General features: G+C 71.4%; 11 protein-coding genes and 2 CRISPR repeat arrays. Of the genes, 10 read left to right on the top strand and 1 reads right to left on the bottom strand.

The window, feature by feature from the left end:
• Window positions 1-434: 434 nt before the first annotated feature.
• The 10 genes from ACQPYD_RS22645 (at window position 435) to cas2e (ending at window position 12,252) form a co-directional block, all read left to right on the top strand.
• A complete protein-coding gene (locus ACQPYD_RS22645) occupies window positions 435-1,151 on the top strand; it encodes a GntR family transcriptional regulator (protein WP_433697581.1) in 717 nt (238 codons plus the stop codon).
• 8 nt (window positions 1,152-1,159) lie between these two features.
• Window positions 1,160-1,420 carry a DUF397 domain-containing protein gene (locus ACQPYD_RS22640; protein ID WP_433697580.1) on the top strand — a complete coding sequence of 87 codons (261 nt, stop codon included), beginning with the start codon at window positions 1,160-1,162 and terminating at the stop codon, window positions 1,418-1,420.
• Between the two features lie 122 nt (window positions 1,421-1,542).
• Window positions 1,543-2,671: a CRISPR direct-repeat array (repeat unit 29 nt; unit sequence CTGCTCCCCGCGCACGCGGGGATGGACCC).
• A 173-nt stretch (window positions 2,672-2,844) separates the two neighbouring features.
• Window positions 2,845-5,751 carry a CRISPR-associated helicase Cas3' gene (gene cas3, locus ACQPYD_RS22635; RefSeq protein WP_433697579.1) on the top strand — a complete coding sequence of 969 codons (2,907 nt, stop codon included), beginning with the start codon at window positions 2,845-2,847 and terminating at the stop codon, window positions 5,749-5,751.
• A gap of 43 nt (window positions 5,752-5,794) precedes the next feature.
• Window positions 5,795-7,456: a type I-E CRISPR-associated protein Cse1/CasA gene (casA, locus tag ACQPYD_RS22630; protein WP_433697578.1), complete on the top strand. Its 1,662-nt coding sequence runs from the start codon at window positions 5,795-5,797 to the stop codon at window positions 7,454-7,456.
• Window positions 7,453-8,172 carry a type I-E CRISPR-associated protein Cse2/CasB gene (casB, locus tag ACQPYD_RS22625; RefSeq protein ID WP_433697577.1) on the top strand — a complete coding sequence of 240 codons (720 nt, stop codon included), beginning with the start codon at window positions 7,453-7,455 and terminating at the stop codon, window positions 8,170-8,172. The genes casA and casB overlap by 4 nt, the downstream gene beginning before the upstream one ends.
• Window positions 8,173-8,305: 133 nt before the next feature.
• Window positions 8,306-9,493 carry a type I-E CRISPR-associated protein Cas7/Cse4/CasC gene (cas7e, locus tag ACQPYD_RS22620; protein WP_433697576.1) on the top strand — a complete coding sequence of 396 codons (1,188 nt, stop codon included), beginning with the start codon at window positions 8,306-8,308 and terminating at the stop codon, window positions 9,491-9,493.
• Complete coding sequence (cas5e, locus tag ACQPYD_RS22615; protein ID WP_433697575.1) at window positions 9,490-10,209, top strand: type I-E CRISPR-associated protein Cas5/CasD; 720 nt, start codon at window positions 9,490-9,492, stop codon at window positions 10,207-10,209. The genes cas7e and cas5e overlap by 4 nt, the downstream gene beginning before the upstream one ends.
• Window positions 10,209-10,952 carry a type I-E CRISPR-associated protein Cas6/Cse3/CasE gene (gene cas6e / locus ACQPYD_RS22610; RefSeq protein ID WP_267945509.1) on the top strand — a complete coding sequence of 248 codons (744 nt, stop codon included), beginning with the start codon at window positions 10,209-10,211 and terminating at the stop codon, window positions 10,950-10,952. Before cas5e ends, cas6e begins: the two co-directional genes overlap by 1 nt.
• On the top strand, window positions 10,949-11,905 hold the full coding sequence (gene cas1e / locus ACQPYD_RS22605) for a type I-E CRISPR-associated endonuclease Cas1e (RefSeq protein ID WP_433697574.1): 957 nt from the start codon (window positions 10,949-10,951) through the stop codon (window positions 11,903-11,905). Before cas6e ends, cas1e begins: the two co-directional genes overlap by 4 nt.
• Complete coding sequence (cas2e, locus tag ACQPYD_RS22600; RefSeq protein ID WP_267945507.1) at window positions 11,902-12,252, top strand: type I-E CRISPR-associated endoribonuclease Cas2e; 351 nt, start codon at window positions 11,902-11,904, stop codon at window positions 12,250-12,252. Before cas1e ends, cas2e begins: the two co-directional genes overlap by 4 nt.
• Window positions 12,253-12,350: 98 nt before the next feature.
• A CRISPR array of direct repeats spans window positions 12,351-13,295; the repeat unit is 29 nt; unit sequence CTGCTCCCCGCGCACGCGGGGATGGACCC.
• 79 nt (window positions 13,296-13,374) lie between these two features.
• Here the strand turns inward: cas2e and ACQPYD_RS22595 are convergent.
• Complete coding sequence (locus tag ACQPYD_RS22595; protein WP_433697573.1) at window positions 13,375-13,851, bottom strand: PACE efflux transporter; 477 nt, start codon at window positions 13,849-13,851, stop codon at window positions 13,375-13,377.
• Window positions 13,852-13,931: the final 80 nt, after the last annotated feature.

Raw genomic sequence — 13,931 nt, 5'->3', positions numbered from 1 at the left:
CTGCTCCCCGCGCACGCGGGGATGGACCCACGTGGACGGTCGTCGGGCCGATGATCCCGTGCTGCTCCCCGCGCACGCGGGGATGGACCTCCGAGGTCTTCCAGGGCCTGCCGCATGGCCGTCTGCTCCCCGCGCACGCGGGGATGGACCCCGGACGTAGGGGGCGGACTCGGGGAAGGCCCATTGTTCCCCGCGCACGCGGGGATGGACCCGGGCTCCACTCGTCCGCGTGGCTGTGGCGCCCGCTGCTCCCCGCGCACGCGGGGATAGGTCCGTTCGATGTGCACGGCCGGGCCGCTCGCCCCCTGCTCCCCGCACGTGCGGGGATTTACCCTCGACCTGTTCATCGCATCCGACGAGCACTAGTTGCCTCTGCGGGTTGAGGTCAGATACCACGTGGAGACTGCCTTCATGGCAGAACTCGTGGGTATACATTGGCCGCATTCGGTCGGCGGGGCGACCTCAATCAGGGCGGCAAACTTTCTACGCTCAACACGATCGCCGCTGAGTACGGAGTGAGCATGATGGTGGCCCGTCGCTCCATCGACCTGCTGCGACAGGAGGGGATCCTGAGTAGCAGGAAGGGCAGTGGTACTTACGTAAGGGAGCAGAAGCAGGTGCGCCGATACGGTATCCAGCGTTACAGCAAGTCCGTTTGGGCCGGTGCCAAGCCTCAGCCTTTACTGAGTGCGGAGGGTGCCGACCAGGGTAAGGCCGTGGAGCAGGAAGCTCAGACCAGTCAAGTGCCTGCGCCGGTCTTCGTGGCCGAACGCCTGCCGGACGTCAACGTGGGCGATCTCGTTTATGTCCGCAAGCGCGTCACGAAGCTTGACGGAACCATCAACCAGTCCGCTGACAGCTACTTCAGCCTTGGCACGGGCGAGCGCTCTCCGGCTCTGATCGCCGGAGAGGGTGCGGGAGGGCACATCGCGCGTATCAACGCGATCAGCCCCGTGCGCGAGGTTCAGGAAGAGATCAGCACCCGCATGCCCACAGGTCCGGAGGCGGGGCGTCTCCAGATTCCGCCGGGCACGCCCATTTTCGAGGTCATCCGTACTTACCACACGGACGATGGGCCTCTTGATGTGGCTCAGTTCCTCATCCGGGGTGACATGGCGGTTTTCGACTACAAGTTCGCGGTGCCCGACTAAGGGCATATATGTGGCCCGACGCCTCAAGGCGTCGGGTCTCTTCCTGTTTGTTGGCTCCTTGCGCGGAGGAGAACACTGTGCGAGTCGGTGGTTGTGTGTCACATTGGTTCAAGTCGAGTTACTCGCAGAGCGAGGCTGCCTGTGTCGAGGCCGTCTGTTCACATGAAGGCGCGGCGATGCGGGACAGCATGAATCGCGACCTGGGTATGTTGAACGTCCCCGCCGGAGAGTGGGGCGCCTTCGTTGGTAATGTGCGCAGGAGTGGCTGAAGTGCGGTTCCGTTGCCTTCTGTGTTCATGTGCGACGTGTGGGTTTTGGTGTTCCTGATGACTGTTTCTCGACAAGTTGCAAAAACGGCCGCTTGGCACTGGTAAGTTCGCAGGTCATCGAGTCTGCTCCCCGCGCACGCGGGGATGGACCCAGAGCGCACCGTCGGGCGGCCCAGTCGACCCACTGCTCCCCGCGCACGCGGGGATGGACCCGAGGCGGCGGCCCTGGCCGACGTCTCCGCCGTCTGCTCCCCGCGCACGCGGGGATGGACCCGGGTGGTCGTTGGACCGGCTGCACCCGATCGTCTGCTCCCCGCGCACGCGGGGATGGACCCACCCTGTAGGACCCGGCCACCCGAACGGAAAACTGCTCCCCGCGCACGCGGGGATGGACCCGCGCCACCTGGGTCTGCAACCCCTGTGAGCACCTGCTCCCCGCGCACGCGGGGATGGACCCTCCTCGACGCGGTCCGGGCACACGTGCTCGACCTGCTCCCCGCGCACGCGGGGATGGACCCGACGCCGCCAAGATCAAGGCGCTGTTCGGACTCTGCTCCCCGCGCACGCGGGGATGGACCCTGCGCGCTCCGGCGCTGGACGACCCGGCCGCCCTGCTCCCCGCGCACGCGGGGATGGACCCCGGCCGGCGCCCCGCGGGTCAACGCCCGGGGCCTGCTCCCCGCGCACGCGGGGATGGACCCACCGGCGAGACGGGGTGCCCCTCGGTGGTGGTCTGCTCCCCGCGCACGCGGGGATGGACCCTGGTGCTGGCCGTGATGCAGGACGCCTACACCCTGCTCCCCGCGCACGCGGGGATGGACCCGCCTCCAGAAGGAAGAGACCCAGTCCTACCGGCTGCTCCCCGCGCACGCGGGGATGGACCCGCCGGAGGCTCTTGGAGCTTCACCCCAGAGCACTGCTCCCCGCGCACGCGGGGATGGACCCCGCACGTCTCGAGCCGGGAGTTCCCTGGAGGACTGCTCCCCGCGCACGCGGGGATGGACCCGGGCCCCCCGCCGCTTCTTCAGCCCGCATGCGCTGCTCCCCGCGCACGCGGGGATGGACCCCTGTCGGGCGAGGAGCTCGACGCCGAGGTCGCCTGCTCCCCGCGCACGCGGGGATGGACCCTACCTCGTGCAGGAGCAGATCCACCCGGCGCTCCTGTTCCCCGCGTACGCGGGGATGGACCCGGCTCCTACCCCGACCACCTCGCCCAGCAGGACTGCTCCCCGCACGCGCGGGGATGGCCCCGCGCCCCACCACCCACCCCAGCTACTCCTGCCTCACGCGACAACCACGGGACCAGATACCACAAGAGCCCCGATTCCGTGGATGAACCCGTGAGTAGCAACTGGCCGCATCTGGTCGGACTAATGTTCGAGAAAGCCCGCGAAACCTCCCCCGGGTTCGATTGAATATCCCGCATGACCCTTCCCGGACAGCCCTTGACCTGGGCTGCCACGTTGTCCCCTGTCGCTCGCGCAGTGTGGGCCAAACACGACTTCGAGTCCGACGGCTGGCTTCCGCTGCACCGCCACATGGCCGACAGCGCCGCCGTCGCGGACAAGCTCTGGGACGCATGGCTCCCCGCCCAGGTGCGCGACCACGTCAGCGCCGCGCTCCCGCAGGGCCCCGACGACGCCCGCCTCCTGGCGGTCTGGCTCGCCGCCACCCACGACATCGGCAAGGCCACGCCCGCCTTCGCCTGCCAGGTCGAGCACCTCGCGGACGACATGCGCGCGCACGGCCTGGAGATGCCCCTCCAGAAGCAGATGCCCGACCGGAACCTCGCCCCCCACGGCCTCGCCGGTCAGCTCATCCTGCGCGACTGGCTCGTGGACCACCACGGCTGGAACCCCCGCGACACCCACCAGCTCACCATCGTCGCCGGCGGACACCACGGCGTTCAGCCCGGCTACTCGGCCATCGCCGAACTCGACCGGCACCCCCAGCTCCTCCGCACCCCCGGCCACGAGACCGCCTGGTCGACGGCCCAGACCGAACTCCTCGACACCGCCGCCCGGATCACCGGAGTGGACGCCCGCCTCTCCGACTGGAAGTCGCTCAAGCTCCCGCAGACCGTGCAGGTCCTCCTGAGCGCACTGGTCATCGTCGCGGACTGGATCGCCAGCAACCCCGATTTCTTCCCCTACTTCCCGGGCGAGCGCAGCACCGACCCCGAGCGCACCCGCGAGGCCTGGCGCCTCCTCGACCTCCCCCGGCAGTGGAAGGCCGAGGAACCCGAAGGCACCGCGGCGGAGCTCTTCTCGGAACGCTTCGACCTTCCCGAGGGCGCGACCGTCCGCCCCGTCCAGGAGCAGGCCGTCGAGGCCGCCCGGCAGATGTCCGGCCCCGGTCTGATGATCGTCGAGGCGCCCATGGGCGAGGGCAAGACCGAGGCAGCCCTTGCCGTCGCCGAGATCTTCGCGGCCCGGTCCGGCGCGGGCGGCTGCTTCGTCGCCCTGCCGACCATGGCCACCAGCAACGCCATGTTCGAGCGCTACCTCACCTGGCTCGAACGCCTTCCCGGAATGCCGAAGGAGGCCGCCTCGGTGTTCCTCGCCCACTCCAAGGCGCACCTGAACGAGGAGTTCACGCAGCTCATGGGCGGCGGACGCCGCCTGGCCAGCGACACCGACCGCGACGCCGAGGACAGCGGCTCCGGCGCCGGGCACCGCACCCCGGCCGCCCTCACCGCCCACCGCTGGCTCCGGGGCCGCAAGAAGGGCATGCTCTCCTCCTTCGCCGTCGGCACCGTCGACCAGCTCCTCTTCACCGGCCTCAAGAGCAAGCACCTGGCCCTGCGCCACCTCGCCATGGCGGGCAAGGTCGTCGTCATCGACGAGGCCCACGCCTACGACACCTACATGAACGCCTACCTCGACCGCGCACTCTCCTGGCTCGGCAGGTACGGCGTCCCCGTCGTCTTCCTCTCCGCGACCCTGCCCGCCCGGCGCAGGCGCGAGCTGGCCGAGGCCTACACCGGCACGCCGGGGGAGGGTTACGACGAGATCGGGAAGGCCCGCGCCTACCCCCTGATCACCACGGCCGAGACCGGCGCCGCGCCCCGCCTGCACACACCCGCCGCCTCCGGCCGTGCCACCGACGTCGTCGTGGAACCCCTGGCCGACGACCTGGACGTTCTCACCACACGCCTGGAGGAGGCCCTGACGGACGGCGGTTGCGCTCTGGTTGTACGCAACACCGTCGCACGCGTCCACGAGGCCGCCGCGCACTTGCGCGCCCACTTCGGCGACGACACGGTCACCGTGACCCACTCGCGCTTCCTCGCCCTGGACCGCGCCGCCAACGACGACGCCCTGGTGGCCGACTACGGGCCGCCCGCCAAGGTCGCCGACCTCGGCGGGGAGCGCCCGGCCCGCCACATCGTGGTCGCCAGCCAGGTGGTGGAGCAGTCCCTGGACGTGGACTTCGACCTCCTGGTCACCGACCTCGCCCCCGTCGACCTCCTGCTCCAGCGCATGGGCCGCCTGCACCGCCACCCGCGCGGGCAGGACCAGTCCGACCGGCCCGAACGCGTGCGCCGGGCCCGCTGCCTGGTCACCGGCGTGGACCGGGACGAAGTGCCGCCCGAGCCGGTCCGGGGCTCGCGGACGGTCTACGGCGAGTACGCCCTCCTGCGCGCGCTCGCCGTGCTCCGCACCCGTCTGGAGGCGGAGCCCGCCGACGCGGACACCGCCCGCACCGTCCGCCTCCCCGACGACATCAGCCCCCTGGTCCAGGACGCCTACGGCGACGGGTCGATCGCCCCCGACACCTGGGACGGGGCGATGGCACGGGCCCTGGACGCCCACGAGACCGAGCAGGCGCGCAAGGGCGAGAAGGCCCAGACCTTCCTGCTCAAACCGGCCGCCCGGGACGGGCGGGCGCTCATCGGCTGGATCGAGGCCGGGGTCGGCGACGCCGAGGACACCCAGGCCGGCAAGGCCCAGGTCCGCGACACCCGCGACAGCCTGGAGGTCCTGGTCGCCCGCCGGGCAGTCGACGGCACCGTGACCACCGTCCCCTGGCTGGCCGACGGGCGCGGCGGACTGGACCTGCCCACCGACAGCGCGCCGCCGCCCGCCGCCGCGCGGGCCCTGGCCGCCTCCGCGCTGCGGCTGCCCTACCAGTTCACGTTCCCCAAGGAGCTGGACCAGGCCATCGCCGAACTCGAGACCGACCTCGTCCTCGCCTGGCAGACCAAGGACGCCCACTGGATCGCCGGAGAGCTCGTCCTCTTCCTGGACGAGGGCGACCGCGCCGAACTCGCCGGATTCCGGCTGCACTACACCCCGACCGACGGACTGGAGGTCCACCGTGCCGACTGACGCCTCCGGGCCAGCGTCACCCTCACCAGACGCGTCCCCGCCGATGCCCCCGCCCTCCTTCGACCTGACCGCCAGGCCCTGGATCCCCGTCCAGCGGCTCGACGGGACCGAGGCCGAACTCTCCCTCACCGAGGTCTTCGAGCAGGCCTCGCAGGTCCGGCGCCTGGTCGGCGACGTGCCCACCCAGGACTTCGCCCTTCTCCGGCTGCTCCTGGCCGTCCTGCACGACGCGATCGACGGACCGGAGGACATCGAGGACTGGGCGGAGCTGTGGAACGGCGGCGAGGGCGACCTTCCCGCAGACCGCGTCCGCGACTACCTCGGCGAGCACCGCGACCGCCTCGACCTGCTGCACCCGACCGCGCCCTTCCTCCAGGTCCCGGACCTGCGCACAACCAAGGGCGAGTACTCCTCGCTGGACCCGATCGTGGCCGACGTGCCCAACAACGCGCGCTTCTTCACCATGCGCGCGCACGGCGCCGAACGCCTGGGCTTCGCCGAGGCCGCCCGCTGGCTTCTGCACGCCCATGCCTACGACACCTCGGGGATCAAGTCCGGAGTGGTCGGCGACCCCCGGGTCAAGGGCGGCAAGGTCTACCCGCAGGGCGTGGGCTGGGCCGGGAACCTCGGCGGGGTCTACGTGGAGGGCGACGACCTGCGCGCGACCCTCCTCCTCAACCTGCTGCCGCGCGATACCGACAACCTGCGCTCGCGTCCCGACGACCTCCCGGCCTGGCGCCGGCCTCCGGCCACCGCCGAGGCCCTCGGGGGAGTGGAGGCGCAGACCCGCCCCCACGGCCTGCGCGACCTCTACTCCTGGCAGAGCCGCCGGGTCCGCCTGCACCACGACGGTGAAGCCGTCCACGGTGTCCTGCTCGCCTACGGCGACCCGCTGACCCCGCGCAACAAGCACGATCGCGAGCCCATGACCGCCTGGCGGCGCAGTCCCGCCCAGGAGAAGAAGCTCGGTGAGGAGCAGGTCTACCTGCCTCGGGACCACGACCCGGCCCGCAGCGCCTGGCGCGGCCTCGCCGCCCTGGTCACCGGCCGCGTCCGGGGCGCGGAACAGCGCCGCGAGGCCGCGAAGGTCGTGCGCCCCAGGGTTCTGGACTGGATCTCGCGCCTGACCGTGGAGGGGTTCCTGGACAAGGGGTTCCTCATTCGCACGCGCCTGGTCGGCGCGGTCTACGGCACCCAGCAGTCGGTCATCGACGAGATCGTCGACGACACCGTCGCCATGCCCGTGGTCCTGCTGAACGAGCAGGACAGCACGCTCGGTCAGACGGCCGTCGACGCCGTCAACGACGCCGAGGAGGCGGTCATGGTCCTCGGGGACCTGGCCACCGCCCTGGCCGAGGCGGCGGGCGCGGAGGCCGAGGCCCCGCGGGCCACCGCCCGCGACCGGGGGTTCGCCGCGCTGGACGAGCCCTTCCGCAAGTGGTTGCGCGACCTGCGCCCCTCCGACAACCCGCTCTACCCGGCCGAACAGCGCCGCCAGTGGCAGCTCACGGCACGCCAGATCGTGTCCGGCATCGGTGACGACCTCCTCGACTCCGCCAGCGAGGCCTCCTGGACCGGGCGGGTCGTCGCCGCCAAGAACGGCCCGGTCTGGCTCACCGCCTCCCGCGCCGACCTGCGCTTCCGCTCGGGACTGCGCAGGGCGCTCCCCATGGCCACCACCGACGACCCGGAGACACAGCAGTGACCACCACCAGCACAACCAGCCCCACACGCAAGGGCGCCGCCGCGAACACGGCCTACGTGCCCGAGCTCCGGGAGGTCGGCACGTTCGTGGACGAGCGCGTCCGCGCGCTCCAGGGCGGCTACCTCAAGGACCTCTCCGCGGCCGTCTCCACCCTGGCCAAGCTGCGCCGGGGCGCGGGCAAGCCCATCGAGGCGGTCCCGGAGCTGGTGGGTCTGACCCTCGACCACCGCTTCTACGAGACCTTCCCGGTCGAGGACCCCCGCACCGAGGCGGCCGAGGCCGCCGCCCACGAGGCGCTCACCCTCTACGCCCTGCACCAGCAGTCCAAGCGTGAGCGGGGCATGCACAAGCGGGGCATCGGGCTCGGCGGGGCCGTGCGCCGACTCATGCCCGGCGGCGACATCGACGAGCCCCTGCGCAAGAGGTTCGTGCAGGCCGGGAGCGCCGCCGACCACGCCACCCGCCTCGACCGGCTCCGCGGCATCGTCAGCCTGCTGCGCACCGAGGACATCCCGCTCGACTACGGGCTCCTCGCCGACCAGCTCCACGACGCCCGCACGCCGGCGGGGGCCGCCCGGGTGCGCCGGGCCTGGGGGCGCGGCTTCCAGGCCCACCGGCCCGAGCGCGTCGACGGCGCCGCACCGGACGCCGAACCCGGCGCCCCGGACGGGGACAGCCCGGACGGGGACAGCCCGGACGCCGCCCCGGAGAGCTGAACACCGCCGCCCCCGGCGGGCCGTGCAGGCCCCGGGAGCGGCCAGCAGATCCCTCGCGCTGCTCCGGCAGCGCTGTCAGCCGGCCCCTCCCACGTGCCCTGACGGGCACCGACAAGACGACGAGGACACCACCATGAGCCGCACCATTCTCGACGTGCACGTGTTGCAGACCGTGCCGCCCAGCAACCTCAACCGCGACGACACCGGCGCCCCCAAGACCGCCGTCTACGGCGGCGTCAAGCGGTCCCGCGTCTCCAGCCAGGCATGGAAGCGCGCCACACGGCTCGCGTTCGACGCACTCCTCGACCCGCAGGACCTGGGCACCCGCACCAAGCGCGTCGCCGAGCTGATCGCCGCCCGCATCCGTGAACTCGATTCCTCGGTGGAGGAGGCGGAGGCGCTCGTCCTCGCCGCGGAGACCGTGCAGACGGCCACCGGCTCCAAGATCGAGGTGCCCAAGCGCAAGGCCGACGCCGCCAAGAAGAAGGGCGAGAAGGAGCCCGCCCCCGAGTCCGCCTACCTGATGTTCCTCAGCGCCCAGCAGCGGGACGGCCTGGCCGCACTCGCGCTGGAGGGCCGCGAGGACATCAAGGCGTTCCTCAAGGAGAAGGAGAACAAGGCGCGCGCCAAGTCCGTGGCCGACACCCGCCACTCGGTGGACATCGCCCTGTTCGGGCGCATGGTCGCGGACGGCGCCGACATCAACGTGGACGCAGCCGCGCAGGTCGCCCACGCCATCAGCGTCCACGCCGTCGAGAACGAGTCCGACTACTACACGGCCGTGGACGACCGGAACCCGGAGGAGGACACCGGGGCGGGCATGATCGGCACCGTCGAGTTCAACTCCGCCACCCTGTACCGGTACGCGGCCGTCGACGTCGACCTGCTCAAGAAGAACCTGGGGGAGGGGCTGCGCGAGGACGAGCCCGTCACCGAACCGCTGCGCCGCGCCGTCGAGGCGTTCGTGCGCGGGTTCGTGGAGTCGCTGCCCACCGGCAAGATCAACACCTTCGGCAACCACACCCTGCCCGACGCGGTTGTCGTCAAGTTGCGCGACTCCCGGCCGATCAGCTTCGTGGGCGCGTTCGAGGAGCCGGTGACGGCCGGGGCCGGACACGTGGCCGAGGCCAGTGCCCGCCTGGCCGACCACGTCTCCCAGGTCGAGCGCGCCTACGGGGCCGAGGACGGCGTGGACACCTGGGTCGTGCACGTGGGGGAGCGCACCGCCAAGCTCTCCGGCCTGGGCTCCGTCGTCTCCCTCCCCGAGCTGGTCGACCAGGTCGGCGCGGCCGTCGCGCAGCGTCAGGCGCCGACGGCATGAGTGCCCTGCCCCTCGTCCTGGCCGGCCCCCTCCAGGCGTGGGGGTCGGCGTCCCGGTTCGCCCGCCGGGGCACCGAGAACGCCCCCACCAAGAGCGGGATCGTCGGCCTGCTCGCCGCGGCCCTCGGACGCGACCGCACCGCCGACCTCTCCGACCTGGCCGCGCTGCGGTTCGGCGTGCGCGTGGACCAACCGGGCGTGCGCGTGCGCGACTACCAGACCGCGAAACACCTGGTCACCGGGGTCTCCATGCCGGTGTCGGAGCGCTTCTACCTGTCCGACGCGGTGTTCGTGGCGGCGGTCGAGGGCGACCCCGAACTGGTCGCCGACCTGTACCGGGCCGTCCGCGAACCCGTCTACCTGCCCTACCTGGGGCGGCGCTCGTGCCCGCCCGCGCGGCCCGTGGACCTGGGCGCCCCCGTCGACGGCACGGTCGAGGACGTCCTGGAGCGGACGCCCTGGCAGGCCGCCCGCTGGTTCCAACGCCAGCGGCGCCGGAAGGGGGAGGAGCTGGTGGAGCTCAGCACCCTCGTCGACGCCGCGCCGGGGGAGACCCGGGCCGACACCCTGCGCGACCTGCCGCTCAGCTTCAACCCCCTGCACCGGCGCTACGCCCTGCGCGCGGTGACCCCGGGGGCGGTCCGCGTGCCGAACCCGCTGGTCCGCCGCGCCGCACCCCCCGACCACGACCCCGTGTCCGCACTGGGAGGCAGCTGATGTACCTCACCCGATTCCGGTTCAACACCAACAGGCCGGGAAGCAGGAAGCTGCTGTCCTCGCCGCAGGCCGTGCACGCCGCCGTGCTGGGCGGCTTCCCCGACCTGCTCCCGGGCGACCCGGGGAACCAGGGGGCCGCGGGGGCGCCGCGCGTGCTGTGGCGGGTGGACCGCAACGCCAGGGCGGAGGTGCTGCTGTACGTCGTGAGCCCGGCCGCGCCCGACCTGACCCACCTGGTGGAGCAGGCGGGGTGGCCCAAGGCGGAGGGGGACGGATGGCAGACCCACGACTACGGCGGGTTCCTGGGCAGGCTGGAGGCGGGGCAGACGTGGGCGTTCCGGCTCACCGCCAACCCCGTGCACAGCATCCGGCGCAAGGACGGGGAGCCGACCAAGGTCACCGCCCACGTCACCCCCCGGCACCAGGCGGGATGGCTGCTGCAGCGGCAGGAGGCGAACGGTTTCGAGATCGTGCGCAGGCCGGTCGACCAGCAGTTGATTCCGGGCGAGGACGAACACGAGTTGGTCGTCCACGGTCGTGACGCAACAGGGTTCGACAAGGCCGACCCCCGCCCCGAGAAGAAGGGGAGGTCCCGTATGCGCGTCCCCCTGGTGACCGCGACCTTCGACGGCAGGCTGACCGTCACCGACCCGGACGCCCTGCGCCGCGTGCTGTGCGCCGGCCTGGGGCGGGCCAAGGCGTACGGCTGCGGCCTGATGACCCTGGCGCAGGTGGGCCGATGACCACGGTGAGCAAGCGGCGCGCCTCCACGCCGCGCGAACTGACCAGGGTCGGCGAACGGCTCTCCTTCGTCTACCTGGAGCGGTGCGTCGTCCACCGCGACGACAACGCGATCACCGCCGAGGACGGCGAGGGCGTGCGGCACATCCCGGGCGCCACCATCGGCACCCTCCTCCTCGGGCCGGGCACGAGGGTGACCCATCAGGCGATGAGCGTCCTGGGGGAGTGCGGGGCCAGCGTCGTGTGGGTGGGCGAGCAGGGGGTGCGCTTCTACGCGGCCGGCCGCGGCCTGACGCGCTCCTCGCACCTGGTGGAGGCCCAGGCGAAGGCCTGGGCCAACCGGCAGAGCCGCCTCGACGTCGCGCGGGCGATGTACCGGATGCGGTTCCCCGACCTGGACGTGGAGCGGTTCGGCCGCCAGGAACTCCTCGGCAAGGAGGGCAAGAGGGTCCAGGCGTGCTACCGGGCCGAGGCGGAGCGGACGGGTGTGCCCTGGCACGGGCGGCGCTACACGCCGGGGCACCACGACAACTCCGACGCGCCGAACAAGGCGATCACCTCGGCCGCCCAGTGCTTCTACGGGGTGGCGCACGCGGTGGCGACGGCGCTCGGGTGCAGCCCGGGGCTGGGCTTCGTCCACTCGGGGCACGAACGGGGGTTCGTGATGGACGTCGCCGACCTGTACAAGGTGGAGATCGGCATCCCGGTGGCCTTCGACGCGGCGGCGCAGGGCGAGGAGGACGTGGACGGTGTGACGCGTCGGCTGCTGCGGGATCGGATCAACCAGGAGAAGCTGTTGGACCGGTGCGTCGACGACATCAAGAGGCTCCTGCTGGGTCAGGGGCACGACGCGGACGACGGCCGGGAGGGTGAGGCGGACGAGGTCGGACTGGTGGGCGACCGGGGCGAACTGCTCGAAGCCGGGCGCGACTACTCCCACGAGGTGGTCTGGTGACCGTCGTCGTCCTCACCAAGTGCCCGCCGGGGCTGCGGGGTTTCCTCACCCGGTGGCTGCTGGAGATCTCGGCCGGGGTGTTCATCGGCAACCCGTCGCGGAGGGTCAGGGAGGCACTGTGGGCGGAGGTGAAGGAGTACGCGGGGAACGGCAGGGCGCTGCTGGCGTACAGCAACGACTCCGAGCAGGGGTTCACCTTCGAGACCTTCGAGCACCACTGGCAGCCGGTGGACCACGAGGGGCTGACCCTCATACACCGTCCTCGCAAGGCAGCGGTCGAGGCCGCTCAGGTGCCGAAGACCGGGTGGAGCAAGGCGTCGAAACGGCGGCGTTTCGGGGGAAGGTGAGCTTCATGTCCGATGTGAGTGCTTTGGGTCCGGTGTCTGTTTCTCGAGAAGTTGGAAAATCGGTCGCTTGCCACTGGTAAGTTCCCAGGTCATCGACTCTGCTCCCCGCGCACGCGGGGATGGACCCTTCCCTCTGCGAATTCTTCGGAATCTCTGAACCTGCTCCCCGCGCACGCGGGGATGGACCCCTCCATGGTCGGAGTCGCCACCCACACCATGCCTGCTCCCCGCGCACGCGGGGATGGACCCGACGCGGGGTCGTTGCCCGCGGTGGTCGCCGCCTGCTCCCCGCGCACGCGGGGATGGACCCTTGGACCGGCTCCAGTCGATCGTCCTCCTGGTGCTGCTCCCCGCGCACGCGGGGATGGACCCAGCAGCGCGTACCCGATCTGGACGTTGTTCTTCTGCTCCCCGCGCACGCGGGGATGGACCTTTGTCAACGATCCAGGTAAGGACCGGGGAGACCTGCTCCCCGCGCACGCGGGGATGGACCCCGCCCGCGCGGGGGTGGTGTGCACCCCGTAGGCTGCTCCCCGCGCACGCGGGGATGGACCCGCCTCAATCGAAGGGGAGACGCGTCTGGGGGTCTGCTCCCCGCGCACGCGGGGATGGACCCCCGCAGGAGCAGGCGGGCCGGTGCAGGACCCACTGCTCCCCGCGCACGCGGGGATGGACCCCGGGAAGTGGGCGAAGTACGGCGTCTTCCGGGCTGCTCCCCGCGCACGCGGGGATGGACCCTGCCGATCGGCACGGAGCCGCTTGACCCGAACCTGCTCCCCGCGCACGCGGGGATGGACCCTGGGTCTCGGTCAGGGCGAGCAGCCGCGTCTTCTGCTCCCCGCGCACGCGGGGATGGACTCTACATGGCCGTGAACCGACTTCTGTACTCGATCTGCTCCCCGCGCACGCGGGGATGGACCCGGTGTCTCCGAGGGGCGCCGCTGTCCCTTGGGCTGCTCCCCGCACGCGCGGGGATGGACCCATGGACTACACCACCACGTGGATTGGCTTCGACTGCTCCCTGCGCACGCGGGGATGGACCCCCTCATGGGGTGGCCGCTGACGAGATCCTGGCCTGCTCCCCGCACCTCGCGGGGATGGCCCAGACGGTGTCGGCCGCCCTCAGGAGCGTTCCGAGGAGGGAACGGACTCCTGGGAGGGCGCCCCCGGAACAGGCTCCGCGATAGCGGAGGACGGCAGCCCGAAGATCTTGTCGAAGGCCCAGTTGTAGCCGAACGTGTAGAACGGGATGTAGACGATGAACACCAGGTCCAGCAGGAACGCCTGGACCAGGCTGATGTCCAGCCACCACGCGATGAGCGGGATCAGGTAGCACACCAGCGTCAGCTGGAACGCGACCGCGTGCAGGATTCTGCGCCTTACCGTGCGCTCGCGGCTGACCTGTCGGCGCTCCCACGCCTCGAACAGGTAGTTGAAGGCCATGTTCCACAGCGCCGCCACCGTGGCGATCATGATCGCGAGCGGGGCCGTCGTCCCTGGGCCGCTTCCTGTCAGGGCCGTCATCACGGCGGTGCCCACGGCGAAGCCGATGACCTCGTAGCCGCCCACGTACACCAGCTTGCGCTTCAGACCTTGCACTTCGCACTCTTTTCGGGATCCGGATGCAACAGAGGTCGACGCTAACGTCAGCTACGGTGATGGAAAAAGTCAGCTTCTTT

Source organism: Nocardiopsis sp. CA-288880, from assembly GCF_050955985.1.
GTDB classification, from domain to species: domain Bacteria; phylum Actinomycetota; class Actinomycetes; order Streptosporangiales; family Streptosporangiaceae; genus Nocardiopsis; species Nocardiopsis tropica.
The sequence above is the reverse complement of the archived record's forward strand: the minus strand, read 5'-3'. Positions and strand labels throughout refer to the sequence as shown.

Bases quoted from the DNA above. Each gene is read 5' to 3' on its own strand.
- cas1e (WP_433697574.1), top strand. From the start codon at position 10,949: ATGACCACGGTGAGCAAGCGGCGCGCCTCCACGCCGCGCGAACTGACC.
- cas7e (WP_433697576.1), top strand. From the start codon at position 8,306: ATGAGCCGCACCATTCTCGACGTGCACGTGTTGCAGACCGTGCCGCCC.
- cas5e (WP_433697575.1), top strand. From the start codon at position 9,490: ATGAGTGCCCTGCCCCTCGTCCTGGCCGGCCCCCTCCAGGCGTGGGGG.
- casA (WP_433697578.1), top strand. From the start codon at position 5,795: ATGCCCCCGCCCTCCTTCGACCTGACCGCCAGGCCCTGGATCCCCGTC.
- cas6e (WP_267945509.1), top strand. From the start codon at position 10,209: ATGTACCTCACCCGATTCCGGTTCAACACCAACAGGCCGGGAAGCAGG.
- cas3 (WP_433697579.1), top strand. From the start codon at position 2,845: ATGACCCTTCCCGGACAGCCCTTGACCTGGGCTGCCACGTTGTCCCCT.
- ACQPYD_RS22640 (WP_433697580.1), top strand. From the start codon at position 1,160: ATGTGGCCCGACGCCTCAAGGCGTCGGGTCTCTTCCTGTTTGTTGGCT.